Raw genomic sequence first — 16,608 nt, 5'->3', positions numbered from 1 at the left:
CTGGACTTCCAATGAACAGTACGAGCGCAACACGCGCATCCGAACGATCCGCATCCGATTCCGGCGCCGCATGGGGCCGCGAGGAATTCGAAGCGCAATTGCGTGCGAAAGGCCGTGCCTATCACATCCATCATCCGTTCAACGTGAAGATGAATAGCGGCGGCTGCTCGCGCGAACAGATTCGCGGCTGGGTGGCAAATCGCTTCTATTACCAGATCAATATCCCGCTCAAAGACGCCGCGGTTCTGTCGAATTGCCCGGACCGCGAGACACGGCGCCGCTGGGTCCTGCGCATTCTCGATCACGACGGCTATGGCGACGACGAAGGCGGCATCGAAACGTGGGCGCGTTTAGGCGACGCGGTGGGCCTGTCGCGCGACGAATTGTGGTCGCTCGAGCATGTCGTGCCGGGCGTGCGTTTTGCCGTCGACGCCTATGTGAACTTCGCGCGTCGCGCACCATGGCAGGAAGCCGTGTGTTCGTCGCTGACCGAGATTTTCGCGCCGCAGATCCATAAAGACCGTTTGTCGACATGGCCGACGCATTACCCGTGGATCGAATCGTCGGGTCTCAATTACTTCCGCTCGCGCATTTCGCTCGCGCAGCGCGACGTCGAACACGGACTCGCGGTGACGCTCGACCATTTCCGCACGCGCGAGCAGCAGGAGCGCGCGCTCGATATTCTGCAATTCAAGCTCGACATTCTGTGGACCATGCTGGACGCAATCGAAAAGGCCTTCCCGACATGAGCGAAACGAACGAAACTCCCTCGGCGTCGAATCCAGGTGCTGCGCTCGACACGGCCGCGCGTCCGAAACTGAACAAGCTGTTTCGCATGCAATGGGAACCGGCCCAGGACGCGCACGTATTGCTCTATCCGGAAGGTATGGTGAAACTGAACCAGAGCGCCGCGGAAATCCTGAAGCGTTGCGACGGCACGCGCGACGTCGCGGCGATTGTCGGCGATCTTGAACGCAGCTTTAACGCGGCCGGCATCGCGCCCGAAGTGGAGGCGTTTATCGCGCATGCCTTCGCCCGCGGCTGGCTGGAGCACTCAGCATGACCGATCTTTCAGTTGCAGCGCAGCATTCTCACAAGCACACCGCGCGGCCCGGTATCGCGCCGCCGCTATGGCTGCTCGCGGAATTGACGTACCGCTGCCCGCTGCACTGCGCGTTCTGTTACAACCCGGTGAACTACACCGCACATCAGAACGAACTCGGCACGGACGAATGGCTGCGCGTGCTGCGCGAAGCGCGCGCGCTCGGTGCCGCGCAACTCGGTTTTTCAGGCGGCGAGCCGCTGATGCGCGACGACCTCGAAGACCTCGTCGCCGAAGCGCGCAAGCTCGGTTTCTATACGAACCTGATCACGTCCGGCGTCGGCCTGACCGACAAGCGCCTTGGCGTATTGAAGGAAAATGGCCTCGACCATATCCAGCTATCGTTTCAGGACTCGACGCAGGAACTCAACGACTTCCTCAGCAGTACGCGCACGTTCGACCTCAAAAACCGCGTCGCACGTTCGATCAAGGCACATGGCTTTCCGATGGTGCTCAACTGCGTGCTGCACCGCTACAACTTGCCGCACGTCGACAAGATCATCGACATGGCGCTCGCGATGGGCGCCGAATATCTCGAACTCGCGAACACGCAGTATTACGGCTGGGCGCATACGAACCGCGCCCAGCTGATGCCGACCGCCGAGCAATTGCAGGAAGCGGAAGCCGTCGTCGAACGGTACCGGAACGAGATCGGCAACCGCTGCAAGATATTCTTTGTCGTGCCTGACTACTATGAAACGCGGCCGAAGCGCTGCATGAACGGCTGGGGTTCGGTGTTCCTCGGCATTGCGCCGGACGGCGCCGCGCTGCCGTGCCACTCGGCGCGTTCGCTGCCGGGGCTCACGTTCCCGAATGTTCGCGATACGTCGATAGCCGAAGTCTGGTACGAGAGCGACGCGTTCAATCGCTTTCGCGGCTTCGACTGGATGAAAGAGCCGTGCCGCAGCTGCGAAGAAAAAACCCGCGACCTGGGCGGCTGCCGCTGCCAGGCGTATCTGCTCACGCATGACGCGGCAAACGCGGACCCCGTGTGCGACAAGTCTGCGCATCACGAGTCGGTCGTGCGTGTGGTGCGCGAGGCCGCACAGCGCGGCGCGACGCTTGCGCCTGACGAGCAGCCGGTCGTTTTCCGCAATGACGCGAATTCCCGGCGGCTGAGCGGCGAGCGTCCAACTTCGCCGCCGCATGAGGCAACCGCGACCGATAAAGGCAACGATCACGGGGCGCGCAGATGACCACCACCGATATCTCCGTGTTGCTCGTCGACGATCATGCTGTCGTGCGTGAGGGCTATCGACGTCTACTCGAACTGAGCCCCGACGTACGCGTCGCCGGTGAAGCGGGCGACGCGACGCAGGCGTACCAGCGTTTCTGTGCGCTGCAACCGGATGTGGTGGTGATGGACCTCGCGCTGCCAGGCGCGAGCGGTATCGAGGCGATGCGGCGCATGCTCGCGCGCACGCCCGACGCGCGCGTGCTGATTTTCAGCGTGCATGAAGAAAGCCTGTTCGTGCGCCGCGCACTCGATGCCGGCGCGAGCGGCTATGTGACGAAGGCGAGTGCACCGGACGTGCTCGTCGAAGCGGTGCGCGCAGTCGCACGCCACGTGCGCTATCTGAGCACCGACGTATCGCAAACGCTCGCCATGCGCACGATGTTCAGCGAAGGACCGCCGGGACGCCAGCTTTCGGCGCGCGAATTCGAGGTGCTACGGCTGCTCGTGCAGGGGTTCACGCTGCCGGTGATTGCGGAACGGCTCGGGCTCAGCCAGAAGACCGTCGCGAATCATCAATCGGCGATTCGCCAGAAGTTCGGTGCGAACAACGGCGTGCAGCTCGCGCAGATGGCGAGCCGGCTCGGACTTCAATTCTCCGATCTGACCGCGCCGGGTGGCGCGGTCGGCTCGACGCTGGGTTCCCCGCTGGGTCCTTCACTCGGCTCCGCGTTAGGTTCCGCGCTCTGATCGCCGCGAGGCGTACCGTTCGCTTCCGGACCCTTGCTTGTGTGAACCGGTAGGCGCACGCATAACATGAATCCATTTCCGGGTTCGCTCGCGAGATGAAACTCGCCGCCGAGCGATTCGACGCGCTCGCGCATGCCGACGAGCCCCAGCCCGGCACGCGGTTGCTGCAAATCGACGCCCGGCCCATCGTCGGCAATCGTCACGACGACCTCGCCGTGGCGCTCGCCGTCGGACAGCGTCCGCACGAGATAAATTTCGACGCGCGACTCGCGCGCGAACTTCGACACGTTTGTCAAAGCTTCCTGCACCAGCCGGTATAGCGTGATGTTCAGCGCGTCGGCAAGGCCCGTGAAATCGCCCTCGACGGCCAACGCGAACGACGCGTGCGGCAGCCGCTCGCGCCAACCGTCGACGCAATGCTCGAGCGCACTGAGCAAACCCAGCTCGTCGAGGCCGATCGGGCGCAACCGGCGAATCATTCCGCCGATCTGTCGATAGACGAAGCTCGCGCTCTGCATCACCGCAAGCGACGCATGATGAATTTCCGGCTCGCCCGTAGACGACAGATCGCGGATACGTGCCGCATCGAGCGTGATTGCATTCAGATACTGGCCGAGTTCGTCGTGCAGCTCGCGCGCGAGATGCCGACGCTCCGCTTCCTGCGCTTCGATCGCCTGGCTCCCCAGCCGCCGGTTCTCGGCGAGCAGCCGCTCGGCCTGTTCCTCGAGCATCTTCCGATGCTTCAATTCCCGCTGCGATTCGCGGTAGCGACGCCACGCGAACCACGCGAGCCCCGCCGCCAGCACACATAGCGTGACCGGCAATTCGTCGAGCTGAAATCGCTCCGCGCTGCGCGTCCAGCGGTACGCGAGCTCACTGACGTCGAATATCGAGCACAACACCGCAGTCACGAGCGTCAGCACGAGCACGCATGCGAAATCGCGCCATGTGGCGGAGCGGGACGAGGACGGCCGTGACACGCCTGAGCGAACCATTTTCACGGGATGCATCGCTGTGTCGGGTGGGATTAGAAACGCATTCTACGCATCGCACGCGGGAGTTGCGTATCGCAATGCTCAGGTTCAGGAAGGGTTCCGGAAAGTTTCGGGAAATCCTCCTGTGTGCTTCGGTTCGCGGCTATGCGACGCTTGATGCAAGCGAATCGCGCTGCCCACGCCGATGCAATATCGATGCGGATGCAACCGATCTTCACCACTTGCACACAAGAAAAAGCATAGGGAGACGCTGACAATGAGAACCATGCCACGCAAAAAGCGGTGCGTGCAGACGTTAAAACCCCGGGTTGCGCTGCGGCTCTCCGTTGCTGCCGTGCTGACCGCCCTGGCGACGTCGGCGTGGGCACAGACGGAAAACGCACCTCGCGCGACCGATCCGGCTACTAGCGGGCAAATTGCGGAGCAGGCCGAGGGGGCGCCCGGCGCGCAAACGGAGACAGCACCGAACAATGCAGCCGGGAATTCGCCACAGCAGACAGCGCAAAACACGCCGGCTTCCGATCATGAAACAGTGCTCCCGAACATCCTCGTGATCGGCACGACGCCGCTCGTCGGCCTCGGTACGCCGATCCAGCTAGTGCCGGCCAATGTGCAGACGGTCCGCGGCAGCCAGATCGTCCAGCAGAATTCTCATACGCTGACCGATTACTTCTCGAACAACCTGCAAAGCGTCGACATCAACGATGCGCAGGGCAACCCGTGGCAGGTCGATATCAACTATCGCGGCTTCACCGCGTCGCCGGTGCTCGGCACGCCGCAGGGGCTATCGGTGTTTCTCGACGGCGTGCGCGTGAACGAGCCGTTCGGCGACGTCGTGAACTGGGATCTGATTCCGCAAGCGGCCATCCAGACCATCCAGGTTATTCCGGGCTCGAATCCGACCTTCGGCCTCAACACGCTCGGCGGCGCGATCGCGGTCACGACGAAGAACGGCCGTTCGAACCCGGGCGGCGAAGCCGAGATCCAGGCCGGTTCGTGGGGCCGCAAGCTCGCGCAGATCCAGCAAGGCGGCGTGATCGGCGATTCACCGCTCGACTACTACTTCACCGCCAACATCACGAACGACGACGGCTGGGCCGATCACAATTCGAGCCGCTTGCGCCAGGCGTTCGGCAAGCTGCGCTACATGGATTCGTCGACGACGGTCTCGGTTTCGATGGGCGGCGCCGACAACACCCTGAACGGTTCGCAGACCATTCCGCGCTCGTTTCTCAGCAACTGGTCCCAGGCGTACACGTTTCCGGACACGAACGAAAACCAGCTCGGCTATCTGACCATCAACGGCTCGCACTATTTCACGCCCGACATCGAAATAACGGGCAACGCGTACTACCGGCACTACCGGAACGTGAACACGAGCAGCAACGTGAACGACGACTTCGATCCGGAAGACGACGACGAACCGCCGGCAACGAATGCGCAGTCGACGATCGTGACCGACAGCTACGGCGCGAGCGTTCAGATGACATTCCTGCAGAGACTCTTCGGCAAGAACAATCAGTTCACCGTCGGCGCGGCGGCCGATCTCGCGAACACGCACTTTACCCAATCGCAGCAGAACGCATTCTTCACCGACACGCGCGCGACCATCGGCGATGGTCCATTCGTTCAGCAAACCGATGCGAAAACGCGCAATGAGAACTACGGCATTTACTTTACCAATACGTTTTCGTTCACCGACGAATGGTCGCTGACGCTGGCGGGCCGCTATAACTGGGCTCGCACCAGGATTGGCGACGAGAGCGGCATACAACCGCTGCTCGACGGCAACCACACGTTCTCGCGCTTCAATCCGGCGGTCGGCATCAACTGGAACCCGACGTCGTCGTTCACCGCATACTTCACCTATAACGAAGGAATGCGCACGCCGACGTCGATCGAACTCGCGTGCGCGGACCCGACGGCGCCTTGCTCGCTGCCTAACGATTTCATCGCGGATCCGTCGCTGAAACCCGTGATCTCGAAGACGTTCGAAGTCGGCGCGCGCGGTCGCATCGGCAGCAATACGCAGTGGAGCGCTGCCGCCTTCAGCACGACCCTCGACGACGACATCCAGTTCATCAGCAGCGAGGGCGCGTCGAGCACGCTCGGATACTTCCAGAACGTCGGCAAGACGCGCCGGCAAGGCTTGGAACTGGCGGCACGCACGCAATGGGGGCCGCTCGGCGTGAGCGCAAGTTATAGCTACATCAATGCGACTTACCGCTCGACGTGGACCGAGAGCAGTTCGAGGAATTCGAGCGCCGATGCCGATGGCAACATCACGGTGCACTCGGGCGACCGCATCCCCGGCATTCCGGCAAACACGGTAAAAGTGCGATTCGACTACGCGGCGCTGCCGCAATGGAACATCGGGACGAACCTGATTTACCGCAGTAACATCTTCGCGCGCGGCGACGAGAACAACTCGGACGTGAACGGCACGCTTGCTGGTTACTTCCTCATCAACCTCGACACGACGTACAACGTAACGAAGCACTTTCAGGTATTCGGCTCGATCCAGAACCTGCTGAACAAGCGCTATGCGACATTCGCGGTGCTCGGCCAGAATTTCTTCAACGGGCCGAACCACACTTTCTCGCCGGACGACGTCACGAACGAACAGTTTCTTGGACTCGGCGCGCCGCGCGGGTTCTGGGTGGGGATGCGGTATCAGTGGGATTGACGCACGGACCCGCGGGACTGCGGATGGAATCGAGGCGGGCGGCGCGAGGAACGCCGCCCGCAGCGAATCGAACCTGCTATTTCGCCTGCTTATTTCGCGTGCTTATCTCGCCGATTCGATCGACCCCGCGCTCGGCGGCGACGTGACGATGCCCCATGCGAGCGGCAGATTGCCGATCTGCCCGACCGTCTGATAATTCGACGCATCGAGCACATAAACCGCATTCGAGCGGCCGCACGCAAGCATCAGTTTCGAGCCATCGGGCGTAAAGCTGAAATGCCAGCAGCGCTGCCCGACCGGTACATCGGCGACATGCTCGTAGGTCTTCGCGTCGAACACCTGCAGCGTCTTGTCGCGCGCCGCCGCAACGAGCAGATGCTTGCCGGTCGGATCGAACGCGACACCATAGGGCCCGAGCTTCGTGTCGACGGTTTTCACAGGTTTGAAGCCCGCCGCATCGAGCACGACGAACTTGCTTGTGTTTTCGAGGGTGACGACATATTGCTTGCCGTCCGGCGACCTCTTGATGCCGCGCGGCCGCGAGCCGGCGTCGAGTTTCAGCGTACGCAGCAGTTTGCCCGAGCCGGTCTGGTAGACCGACACCGTATCGTCGCCTTCGTTGGTGACGAGCATCTCATGGCCGTCCGGAGAGAATTCGACGCCCTCGGTTTCGTGGCCGCTTTTCACGGAACGCAGCACTTTCATCGTTTTCAGATCGACGATGGCGATTTCGGCCGGCGGGCTGTTCGCGTCGTCGTCATCGGCGTGGCCTTTAACCCCCTGTTTTTCACCTTGTTGCTCCGGCTTCGCGGCCTGCTGATCGGGTTTCGCGCCGCCTTGGCGCGCTTCGGGCGGCGGACCGCTTTCGCCCGGTTCGTAGGTCACATAGGCATAGCCGCGATGCACGCGGACGAACTCAGGGTTTTTGCCGATCTTCACGCGATCGACCACTTTGCCGGTCGACGTATCGATGGCAATCAGTTCGCCGGTCCTGGTCGCCACGAGAAGACGCTTGCCGTCCGCCGTGAGACTCAAGCCGCGCGGGCCGTCCTTGCCGAGCGAGATGGTTTTTTCAAGCGACATGTTGCCGAGATCGATAATGCCGACACCGTTCGTCTCGCTCGTCACGTAGGCGATCGGCGCCGCGGAGGCGTAAGCGGCGGCCGCGGCGAACGCGGTCACTGCGAATAGCGCGGCATGCGCGCTTTTTGTTGTGCGATGCATTTGAATGTCTCCAGTAGTTGTTCTTGGAGCGAGGGCGTAGCAGCGCGATGCCGCCGCCCGATCGACGCGCAGCAACATGCGGGCGATAGCGCGCGCCCTCGACCAGTTTGGGCATTGCAACCTGTGTTGACAACGAAATAGGGCAGGAGTTTTTCCCGAATTGGGCGGGCGGCGGCGAGGCGCTGTTGAAAATAAAAGACGGACGCCAAGGGGCGACAACGGCAGGACGTAATGCGAAAGCGCGGCAGCTAGAATGAATCACTCGCCTGAAGCCAGGCAGTATGCGAAGCACATCATGACAAGTGACAACGTGTCGGAACCGAACGCCTTGCGCGCTTACCTTTTGCTTGTGCAGCGACGTTCTATACGAGCGCTTACAGCGCTTTTGACCGCGGGCGCGCTGTTGCAGCTCGGTGCGTGCAGCACCACGCCCGCGTCCCCGCCGCGCGCGAACTGGGAACCGGGCTGCACCGGCCCCGCGAGCTTTTGCGTGCCGTTCTTCGGTCCGTAAGCTGTCGCGGCATGACTGGGTTCAATACCCCCGCGCGCGGCTGACGATATTGGCAAGCGGTTCGCCGCGCAGCCATCTTGCGAAATTGTCGAACCATAAATCGAGCACACGCTGGTTGTAGTCTGGTGCGTCGCATGAGATGTGAGGCGTGACGATCAAACCCGGCACGTCCCATATGGGGCTGTCGTGCGCAAGCGGCTCCGGCTCGAACACATCGAGCACCGCGCCGCCGCAAGCGCCCGCACGCAGCCGCTCGAACAATGCCGGATAGTCCACGAGTGCCGCGCGCGACAGGTTCACGACGCACGCGCCCTGTCGCATCGCAGCAAGACGCGTGGCGGAAAGCAGCCCGCGCGTTGCCGGCGTCAACGGCGCGGTAACGACAACGAAGTCCGCTTCGGGAAGCCACCTATCGAGCTCCGACACAGACGCCAGCACATCGGGCATATCGGTTTCCGATGCCGCCGGCTCCGGCGCGCGACCGCTGCGATTGAGCGCGAGCACGCGCAATCCAAGCACTTTCGCGGCACGGCTCGCCGTGAGTCCGAGATCGCCAAGGCCGATCAGAAGCACGGTCTTGCCGCGAATCGGCGCGGTCAGCCGCGCATCCCAGCGATGTTCATGCTGCGCGCGCAATACCGCCGGCAGTTGCGCATTCAACATCAGCAGCGCCATTTGCACGAACTCGCCTACCTTGTCGACATGAATGCCGCTGCTGTTCGTCAATATCAGGTCGTCGCGCAGACCGTCGAGCGGCAACAACTGGTCGACGCCGGCGCCGGTCGTATGAATCCATCTCAAGCGCTGTGCATCGTTGACGGCCGCATGCGGAAAACGCGAGGCGAGCAGAAAATCGACGTCGTCGAGCGGCGTCGCGAACCGCTCGCCGTCCCATCCGAACGATACGTCGATGTGCCGTGCCAGCTCCGCATGGCGCAGCGACGCCTGCTGCCAGGCCGCCAGGTCCAGATGGAAAGCCGGCGCCTGCCGGCTCTGGCTTTCGAGGTGCAGCCGGAAACGCTTTGTTGCTTCGAGCATCGACATGGCCAGTTACAAAGGCAACGCGACGAGCGTGTCGTAGCGGCACGAATCGGTGACGACCGTCCGCTCCCGCAGCAGCGCGGCGTCGCCTTCCATGCGCACCGCGTCGACATACCGGCCTGCGCTGAACACCACCATCGTGCCCTCATAGCCCGTGCGCACGACCATATAGCTGGTCTCGCAACGAATTGTGCCGTCCGCGTCGACGCCGACGATTTCCGTCGGGCCGATCACATGGCGATACACATGCGGCTCGAATACGTTGACCGACTGTATCGAGCTGACGCGATCGAGCAGCATGCCGCGCGTATTGCAGAACCAGATGCCGAAATCGCGCCCCGCGTCGAAATCGGCGCGGGTCAGAATGCGATACGTGCAATCGTCGGCGAAGAATGTGGGCCAGCGTTCGAGATCGCCATTGTCGATCGCGCTGCAATAGTGCGCATTCAGGCGGCTGATACGTGCCATCGTCTGCGCGCCGACTTCGATGTCGGGAAACCGCGTGGTCGTGCTAGACATGCATCAATTCCCGATAAAATTTCCAGAAGCCGCGCACGGATGTCTCCGTCGCGCGGGTCGCCATCGGCCCGGTGCCCTTGCCGCCCATCTCGATCACTGCGGCATCGTCGAGGTCGCCGCGAATCCCCTTCTCGACGAACGCGCCGATCGTGCCGTCCTCCATCGATACGAACCCGGCCGGACCGACGAGGTTGCTCTGTTTGCGGCGGATCAGCGTCTGCTCCGGCGTGTCTTCCTCGAAACCGAGCACGGTCCAGATCAATTCGCAACGGTCGACCCCGAGCGGCACAACCTGGCGCACGCCGATCGAGTTCATGATCTGATGCAGCACGAAGCCCGGAAAGATGCTCTGGATCGCGTTGGTGATCTGATCCGGGTACTCCATCCACTGGTCGATCAACGACGGGTCTTTCAACCCGAAGTCGTCGCGCATCGCACGGATGATGCCGGAGTCGTATGCCGCGTCGCCGGCGTCGGTGAAGCGCTTGGTAAACGTAATGTGATGACGGCTGTCCTCGTCCTGCAGCGTGCCGCCTTCCGCCGACAGCCGGTTGATCTTGAACGTCGAAAAGAATGCGTGCAGCAGACTCGGGTGATAGTTGTCGCGGCTATTCTCGACATACAGCTTCCAGTTGTTGTGCATGACCTGGCTGTAGCGGCCGAGAATTTTCGGTTTGCCGTATAGCGTGCGCTCGATATGCGCGACCATCGTCGGACCGAGATAATCTTCGAGCGGCGGCGCTTCATCCGAAAACGAACCGAATACCAGGCCGCGGATGCTCGCCACGCGCAACGTGGTCAAGCGGAACTGCGTCTTGTCGAAGTCGTCGGGCATGCCGCCCTTGCCTTGCACGCCCTTTTCGAAGGCGACGCTTGTCAGTTCGCCTTCGAAGTTATAGACCCAGTTGTGGTACGGGCAGACGAAATTCGGACGCTTGCGGTTGCCCTGCGCTTCGTAACACAGCACCGAGCCCTTGTGCACGCATTTGTTCACGAGCGCGCGGATGCCGCCGTCCTGATGCCGCACGACGATCACCGATGTATGCCCGACTTTCGTCGTCACGTAATCGCCGGGGTTCGGTATCTCGATGTCGAGGCACAGGAAGCTCCATGTCGGACCGCGAAATACCGCGTCCTGCTCGCGTTCATAGGTGGCCGTATCGGAAAACACACGCAACGGCACGCGCGTGATGCCTTCCGCAGGCCATACGATCCTGCTCGCCGGCATTGCGACGGTGCTCGTCGTCATTTCATCTTCTCCGCGTCAAGATAGGGTTTCGGGTCGAACAGGTCCGCCGGCAACTCGCCCTTCAAGGTACCCGACGCCTTGAACACGTCGAACGTTCGCTTGAGCGTGGCGATGTCGTCGGCCTCAAGCGAGACCGTGTTCATCGTGCTCCAGTGGTCGCCGTAAAAACGTGCGCCGCTGTCGTTCAGGTTGGCCGCCTTCTTCAGGATCGATACGACCGCATCCGGATTCGCGGCGCCGAACTGCACCGCTTCGCGCATGGCGGCGAGCACCTTCGGCGCGTCGGCCGGATTGCTCTTCAGCCACTCGTCGCGCATGACGGCTACGCCGATGTATGGCGGCGACGAAGACCGGGTCATCTGCTTCCACTGATCGGACAACGTGCCGAGCACGCGAATCCGGGTCGCGCTGTCGGACACCTGAGCGACCGTCGTCGGGCGCATCACCGCGGCGTCCACGTTCTTTTGCAGCAGAAACTGCGCAAGACGAGGCTCGTCGCCGGCTATCAGCCGGTAATCGGCAAGCTTCAGACCGTAGTTGCCGTCGAGCACCGCGGTGCCGACACCGGTCGTCCCGCTGCCGAGCGGCGACATGCCGATCTTCTTGCCGCGCAGCTCGCCGAAATTGCGTATCGGCGAATCGGCAAGCACCACGACTTCCGCGTCGACCAGCTGCGTGGCCGCGACGATGCGCACCGGCACCCCTTGCTGGGCGAGGCTGAATGCACCGGCAAGACTCGCGCCGAACGCGAGATCGATCGCATTGGAGGCAAGCGCCGTCGTGGGGCCGTTCACATCGGGAAAATGCACGAACTTCACCTGCAAGCCCTGCTTCTCGAAGAACTTCTGTGCTTCGAGCACCGCGCCGAAACCGAGGCTGATGCCGCTCGTCCAGTAGCCGACGCGCAATTCGGCGGCAACGGCACCGCGCATGGCGCCGAGCGCGAAAATGCAGACCATCAGAAGCTGCGAAATCACACGGGATATCTTCATTGTGTCGAACGCGGATGCGGCCGTGCGGCCTATGTAAAACGACCTCGAATCGAGGACCTAAATCGTGCTGCGAGACATTGCGCCCCGCTCGCCTACCTCCCTGTTGCCATCAGCGGCGCGTGCTCGAAATCCTCCTTCATGCTGCGCAGTACGCGCTCCATCGTCATGTCGCGAAACCGCTCGACATGCCGCCGTGCGATGCGCGACGCGGTCTTGCCGTCGCCGGCGCCGAGCGCTTCGGCTAGCAGCCGGTGATCGCCGGAAATTTCCGGGCTGTCGTCCTCGTCGCTAAACCCCAGTGCGACAAGACGCGCCATTTCGTCGAACAGCACGGAGATACTGCGTACCAGACGCTCGTTCCCGGACGCCGATGCGATCTGCAAATGAAATGCGCGATTGCCGTCGAGAAAGAAGCCGATCTGATTACCGTGATTCTTCGACGCGGTATTGCCGCGCGCCGCCTTGTCGATACGCATCAACGCTTTCGCATCGACGCGGCCCGCCGCGAGCCGCGCGGCTTCCGGTTCGAGAATCAGGCGCAGTGCAAACACTTCCTCGACGTCCTTCAACGTAATCGGCACGACCACATAGCCATGACGCGGCACCGAACGCACGAGGCCCTCGTGCGTAAGGCGTGCAAGCGCAAGGCGGCAAGTGGACTTGCCGACACCGTACCGATCCATCAACTCCGCTTCGGTCAACATGCTGCCCGGCTGCAACGTGCAGGACAGAATGGCCTGCCTGATGGCGATATACGTGGATTCGCCAAGCAGCATGCTTTCGCCGGCCGCCTTACCCGCTGATACGATCTTTGCTCGCATAGAACCTCGCTTCACTCACCCGTTGTGTTTCGCTTGTTAGGCTTACGTGCATTTGTGAGCACCTCACAGCCTTTCTGAAACCCATTCTAGGAGAGGCAAATTTCGGAGTAAATAGCGGTCAAAATATCTTTGATTCAACCGACGGCGCCTTGCCACCGGCGCACTGTCCGCGCATCGATGCCGAATAGATCGAGTACCCGGCCGAGCGTGTGGTCGATCATCTCTTCGATCGACGCCGGCCGCGCATAAAACGCGGGCACCGGCGGATAAACGATCGCCCCCGCCTCCGTCACTGCCGCAAGACTGCGGATATGTCCGGCATGTAACGGCGTTTCACGCACCATCAGCACGAGCCGTCTGCGCTCCTTCAACATCACGTCGGCCGCACGCGAGAGCAGCGAGCTCGTGCAGCCGGTCGCGATCTCCGACAGCGTTTTAATCGAGCAGGGCGCAACGATCATCCCGTCGACGCGAAACGAACCGCTCGAGATCGCCGCGCCGATATCGGCGTTCGGGTAATGAACGTCGGCGAGCGCTTTCACGTCCGCGAGCTGGATGTCCATCTCCTGCGCCATCGTCACCTGTGCCGAACGGCTGACGACGAGGTGCGTCTCGACGTCGAGCTCGCGCAACAGCTGCAGCAGCCTCACGCCATAGACCGCACCGGATGCGCCGCTGATGCCGACGACGATGCGCCGGCGGGTACCCAACGGTAGCGAGTTCATATCCATGACGGGCCTCGCGTCTTCGATCGATACGGGGCGCTCATGGCTTTTGCGCGGCGATGATCTTCTTCGCCATCTGATACGGCTCCGCCACGAACACGTCCGCCGGCAGTGTTCCCTTGATTGTGCCGCTTGCCGCGAAGATCTCGTGTTCACGCTTGAGCGTTTCGATATCGGTCGGCTCGAACGAAATCGTGTTGAGTTCTGCCCAATGTGCGGCATAGATGCGTGCATCGTCGGCCGGCAGATTCGCCACCTTCTGCAGAATCGCGGCGACCTGATCCGGGTGCGCATTGCCCCACGCGATCGCGTTATGAACCGCGACGATGAATTTCGCCACCGTTTGCGGATCGCGTTGAATCAGTTCGCTGCGCGCGGCGCCGACGCCGAGGTACGGCATCGCGTCCGAATGCGTGAGCTTGCGCCACTCGTCGGCAAGCGTGCCGAGCCTTTTCGTTTTGACTTCGGTCAGTTGCGCGACGGTGACCGAGCGCAGCGCAGCCGCATCCACTTGCTGCTGCATCAGAAATTGCGCCAGCCGTGCTTCGTTGCCGGGCACGAGGGAGTAATCCGCCGGCGTGAAGCCGTAGTTCGCGCGGAGCACCGCCGCGGTCATCAGCGCGACCGAACTGCCCGCCGGAGACATGCCGACCTTCTTGCCGCGCAAACCGGCCAGCGACGTAACGGAAGACGTTGCGGGCGCAACGAAGGTCACGTCGGCCGGCGCCGTCGCGCCGAAGATTCTGACCGGCACGCCCGTCGCCGCGATACTGAATGCGCTCGTGGCCGGCACGCTGAAACTGATGTCGATCACGTTCGCCGCGAGCCCGCTTGCCGGCGCGTTGATTTCGGCAAAGTGCACGAAGCGCGCGTCGTCAATGCCGGCTTTCTTCAGGAAATCGCCGGTCTCGAGCACCGCGCCGAGGCCGAGGCTCACGCCGCTCGTCCAGTAGCCGATCCGCAATGGCGCGGCGTGTGCGGCCTGGGTTGCAATTGAAGCGAGGCAGAACGCGGCGGCGGCGAATAGCAGTCGCGTCGCGCGCTGGAGAAATTGCGTCATGTCAGCTCTTCCTGGAAGGGCTGCGCCGCCGCTTCGTCGCGGCGACGCAGCCCAGGTTTGAAGGTGGAGGGCCGGTCGCCGTGCCTCACCGCGAAACAGGCGGCACCGCATCGAACCGCGAACCGCGGATGCACAGCTTGCCTTCCGCGGTTTTCCAGATCTGCCCGCGCTCGTGCAACAGGCCCAGCGCACGCGCCAGCGTCTGGAAGTCGTAGCCGGAAAGACGTTCGGCAAGCGCGGTGTAGTAAAGCGGTGTTTCGCCGATCGCAGCGAGCGCATCGCGCGCCGCGTCTTCCACTTTGCCCGGTCCCGACACGACGCCCTCGTCGGCTTTGCCCGCGACGTAATCGGCGATTTTCGCGGTATCCGCGTAGGCATACGAAATGCGCTCGTAGCGTTCGTGCGGAATGCCTTCGGAAATCGTCGCGTCGATGCCGACTTTCGCGCCGGTCGGCACCTGTCCGGGCGGCATCACCGGCAAGCTCGGGTCGAGCGGCTTCGCACGCGCGTCCGGAATCACGATCAGATCTCGGTCGCCCTGCACGCGTGTGGCGATGGCCCATTCGACCTCTTCGCCGTTGAATACGTCGATGTCGTCGTCGACTACCACCACATGCTTGAGGTCCATCACCGACAGTGCCGCGAGCAGCGCATTCTTGCCCTCGCCTGCCTGCTTGCGGATCGAGATCACCGCGTGCCAGAACGCGCGGCCGCCGAGCGTGACGTTGATGTCCTTGACCTGCACGCCCGCCGTGCGCAATGCGCTGCGAATCGCCTGATAACGTGTCGGCGCGGCAAGCCACGTGTTCTCCCACGGCATATGCAGCGAGTAATACATCGCGTCGCGCCGATGCAGAATCGCCTTGATGCGCACATTCGGGTTCCAGTGCAAGCCGCCCATCAACGCGGTGAATTCGCCGAAGCGGCCTTCGGGCTGCGTCCATCCAGTCGGCAGGATTTCCGCTTCGATCACCACTTCGGAGTCCGCGATATAGGGCAGATCCACGGTCTCGCACGGTGCGAGTTCGACCGGCGTGCCGCGAATGCCGCCCGCGATCGCCATTTCGTCGACGCCGATCGGCGCGCGGTAGCCCGCTCCCATGATCTCCATCGGGTGGTTGCCGATCGAGATCGAAATCGGACAAGGCTTGCCCTGCTCGTATGCGCGCTGCGCGAACATGCGCATATTGTTCGGCGTCACGATGTCGATGCCGGTCAGCGCCTTCTCCTTCACCATGAAGCGATAGATGCCGCTGTTCAGGCCGTATTCGGGGTCGCGCGAAATCACGATGCCCGCGGTGATCATCGGGCCGCCGTCGTAGATAGACGACATCGGAACGGGCAGGCGAAACAGGTCGATGTCGTCGCCTTTGAGAATGACCTCCTTCGTGGCGGACGTATCGACATAGACGGGCGCGATCGGATTCTGAATGCCACGCTGCAGCATCTTCTCGATTTCGAAGTAGTTATCGCAGCCCATCGCCATCATCGCGCGCTTCTGCGTGCGGATGATGCCCGACAGCAGCGGCATGTCGTAACCGATCACGTTATGGAACAGCAGCGCCTTGTCGCTCTGGTCGACGAGCGTGCCAACGTGCCGGATATCGACGGGCTGGCGGATGTCGATGAGTTCCTGGCCGGCCCTGAGCCGCTCCAGAAACGCGCGAAAATTCTCTTTCATGCCGGAAGTCGGAGGCCAAGCGGTCTTAGGAAGACAAAACATTCTACCAACTCCTTGGCTCACAGAACGACATGGCTA

15 protein-coding genes are annotated in these 16,608 nt (G+C 62.3%); 5 read left to right on the top strand and 10 right to left on the bottom strand.

All coding sequences use genetic code 11. From position 1 onward, the window contains the following. Window positions 1-11: 11 nt before the first annotated feature. The 4 genes from pqqC to QYH69_RS25535 are packed head-to-tail and all read left to right on the top strand — an operon-like array spanning window position 12 to window position 3,026. Entirely contained in the window at window positions 12-749 is a 738-nt protein-coding gene (pqqC, locus tag QYH69_RS25550) for a pyrroloquinoline-quinone synthase PqqC (protein ID WP_075159622.1), read from the top strand. Further along, a complete protein-coding gene (gene pqqD, locus QYH69_RS25545) occupies window positions 746-1,063 on the top strand; it encodes a pyrroloquinoline quinone biosynthesis peptide chaperone PqqD (RefSeq protein WP_075159621.1) in 318 nt (105 codons plus the stop codon). The genes pqqC and pqqD overlap by 4 nt, the downstream gene beginning before the upstream one ends. Further along, window positions 1,060-2,298, top strand: coding sequence for a pyrroloquinoline quinone biosynthesis protein PqqE (gene pqqE, locus QYH69_RS25540; protein WP_308834518.1), 1,239 nt, complete (start codon window positions 1,060-1,062; stop codon window positions 2,296-2,298). The genes pqqD and pqqE overlap by 4 nt, the downstream gene beginning before the upstream one ends. Next, complete coding sequence (locus tag QYH69_RS25535) at window positions 2,295-3,026, top strand: response regulator transcription factor (RefSeq protein WP_308834517.1); 732 nt, start codon at window positions 2,295-2,297, stop codon at window positions 3,024-3,026. The genes pqqE and QYH69_RS25535 overlap by 4 nt, the downstream gene beginning before the upstream one ends. Here the strand turns inward: QYH69_RS25535 and QYH69_RS25530 are convergent. Further along, a complete protein-coding gene (locus tag QYH69_RS25530; RefSeq protein WP_308834606.1) occupies window positions 2,927-4,021 on the bottom strand; it encodes an ATP-binding protein in 1,095 nt (364 codons plus the stop codon). The two genes, QYH69_RS25535 and QYH69_RS25530, sit on opposite strands and share 100 nt — an antisense overlap. A gap of 256 nt (window positions 4,022-4,277) precedes the next feature. Here QYH69_RS25530 and QYH69_RS25525 point away from each other — a divergent pair, with 256 nt between their 5' ends. Then, a complete protein-coding gene (locus tag QYH69_RS25525; protein WP_374992499.1) occupies window positions 4,278-6,707 on the top strand; it encodes a TonB-dependent receptor in 2,430 nt (809 codons plus the stop codon). A gap of 102 nt (window positions 6,708-6,809) precedes the next feature. Here the strand turns inward: QYH69_RS25525 and QYH69_RS25520 are convergent, their stop codons facing one another. From QYH69_RS25520 to QYH69_RS25480, 9 genes are all read right to left on the bottom strand, one after another. After that, window positions 6,810-7,931: a beta-propeller fold lactonase family protein gene (locus QYH69_RS25520; protein ID WP_308834516.1), complete on the bottom strand. Its 1,122-nt coding sequence runs from the start codon at window positions 7,929-7,931 to the stop codon at window positions 6,810-6,812. Between the two features lie 532 nt (window positions 7,932-8,463). Beyond that, on the bottom strand, window positions 8,464-9,480 hold the full coding sequence (locus QYH69_RS25515) for a D-2-hydroxyacid dehydrogenase (RefSeq protein ID WP_308834515.1): 1,017 nt from the start codon (window positions 9,478-9,480) through the stop codon (window positions 8,464-8,466). Window positions 9,481-9,492: 12 nt separating this feature from the next. Then, on the bottom strand, window positions 9,493-10,002 hold the full coding sequence (locus QYH69_RS25510) for an aromatic-ring-hydroxylating dioxygenase subunit beta (RefSeq protein WP_308834514.1): 510 nt from the start codon (window positions 10,000-10,002) through the stop codon (window positions 9,493-9,495). Continuing rightward, window positions 9,995-11,251, bottom strand: a complete 1,257-nt coding sequence (locus QYH69_RS25505; RefSeq protein WP_308834513.1) for an aromatic ring-hydroxylating dioxygenase subunit alpha — start codon at window positions 11,249-11,251, stop codon at window positions 9,995-9,997. Before QYH69_RS25505 ends, QYH69_RS25510 begins: the two co-directional genes overlap by 8 nt. Continuing rightward, window positions 11,248-12,243, bottom strand: coding sequence for an ABC transporter substrate-binding protein (locus QYH69_RS25500; RefSeq protein ID WP_308834512.1), 996 nt, complete (start codon window positions 12,241-12,243; stop codon window positions 11,248-11,250). Before QYH69_RS25500 ends, QYH69_RS25505 begins: the two co-directional genes overlap by 4 nt. A gap of 92 nt (window positions 12,244-12,335) precedes the next feature. Continuing rightward, window positions 12,336-13,064 carry a GntR family transcriptional regulator gene (locus tag QYH69_RS25495; RefSeq protein ID WP_308834511.1) on the bottom strand — a complete coding sequence of 243 codons (729 nt, stop codon included), beginning with the start codon at window positions 13,062-13,064 and terminating at the stop codon, window positions 12,336-12,338. A gap of 134 nt (window positions 13,065-13,198) precedes the next feature. After that, on the bottom strand, window positions 13,199-13,795 hold the full coding sequence (locus QYH69_RS25490; protein WP_075159607.1) for a UbiX family flavin prenyltransferase: 597 nt from the start codon (window positions 13,793-13,795) through the stop codon (window positions 13,199-13,201). A gap of 34 nt (window positions 13,796-13,829) precedes the next feature. Beyond that, on the bottom strand, window positions 13,830-14,849 hold the full coding sequence (locus QYH69_RS25485; RefSeq protein WP_308834510.1) for an ABC transporter substrate-binding protein: 1,020 nt from the start codon (window positions 14,847-14,849) through the stop codon (window positions 13,830-13,832). An 85-nt stretch (window positions 14,850-14,934) separates the two neighbouring features. Further along, window positions 14,935-16,530, bottom strand: a complete 1,596-nt coding sequence (locus QYH69_RS25480; RefSeq protein WP_308834509.1) for a UbiD family decarboxylase — start codon at window positions 16,528-16,530, stop codon at window positions 14,935-14,937. Between the last annotated feature and the right edge of the window lie 78 nt (window positions 16,531-16,608).

The sequence above is a fragment of the Paraburkholderia sp. SARCC-3016 genome, assembly GCF_031119615.1.
GTDB lineage: Bacteria > Pseudomonadota > Gammaproteobacteria > Burkholderiales > Burkholderiaceae > Paraburkholderia.
Note: the sequence above shows the minus strand (reverse complement) of the source record. Positions and strands in the feature narration are given on the sequence as shown.

Coding starts and splice junctions, on each gene's coding strand:
- QYH69_RS25485 (WP_308834510.1), bottom strand. CDS start 14,849: ATGACGCAATTTCTCCAGCGCGCGACGCGACTGCTATTCGCCGCCGCC.
- QYH69_RS25500 (WP_308834512.1), bottom strand. CDS start 12,243: ATGAAGATATCCCGTGTGATTTCGCAGCTTCTGATGGTCTGCATTTTC.
- pqqC (WP_075159622.1), top strand. CDS start 12: ATGAACAGTACGAGCGCAACACGCGCATCCGAACGATCCGCATCCGAT.
- QYH69_RS25535 (WP_308834517.1), top strand. CDS start 2,295: ATGACCACCACCGATATCTCCGTGTTGCTCGTCGACGATCATGCTGTC.
- QYH69_RS25495 (WP_308834511.1), bottom strand. CDS start 13,064: ATGCGAGCAAAGATCGTATCAGCGGGTAAGGCGGCCGGCGAAAGCATG.
- QYH69_RS25530 (WP_308834606.1), bottom strand. CDS start 4,021: ATGGTTCGCTCAGGCGTGTCACGGCCGTCCTCGTCCCGCTCCGCCACA.
- QYH69_RS25520 (WP_308834516.1), bottom strand. CDS start 7,931: ATGCATCGCACAACAAAAAGCGCGCATGCCGCGCTATTCGCAGTGACC.
- QYH69_RS25490 (WP_075159607.1), bottom strand. CDS start 13,795: ATGGATATGAACTCGCTACCGTTGGGTACCCGCCGGCGCATCGTCGTC.
- QYH69_RS25515 (WP_308834515.1), bottom strand. CDS start 9,480: ATGCTCGAAGCAACAAAGCGTTTCCGGCTGCACCTCGAAAGCCAGAGC.
- QYH69_RS25510 (WP_308834514.1), bottom strand. CDS start 10,002: ATGTCTAGCACGACCACGCGGTTTCCCGACATCGAAGTCGGCGCGCAG.
- QYH69_RS25525 (WP_374992499.1), top strand. CDS start 4,278: ATGAGAACCATGCCACGCAAAAAGCGGTGCGTGCAGACGTTAAAACCC.
- QYH69_RS25505 (WP_308834513.1), bottom strand. CDS start 11,251: ATGACGACGAGCACCGTCGCAATGCCGGCGAGCAGGATCGTATGGCCT.
- pqqD (WP_075159621.1), top strand. CDS start 746: ATGAGCGAAACGAACGAAACTCCCTCGGCGTCGAATCCAGGTGCTGCG.
- QYH69_RS25480 (WP_308834509.1), bottom strand. CDS start 16,530: ATGAAAGAGAATTTTCGCGCGTTTCTGGAGCGGCTCAGGGCCGGCCAG.
- pqqE (WP_308834518.1), top strand. CDS start 1,060: ATGACCGATCTTTCAGTTGCAGCGCAGCATTCTCACAAGCACACCGCG.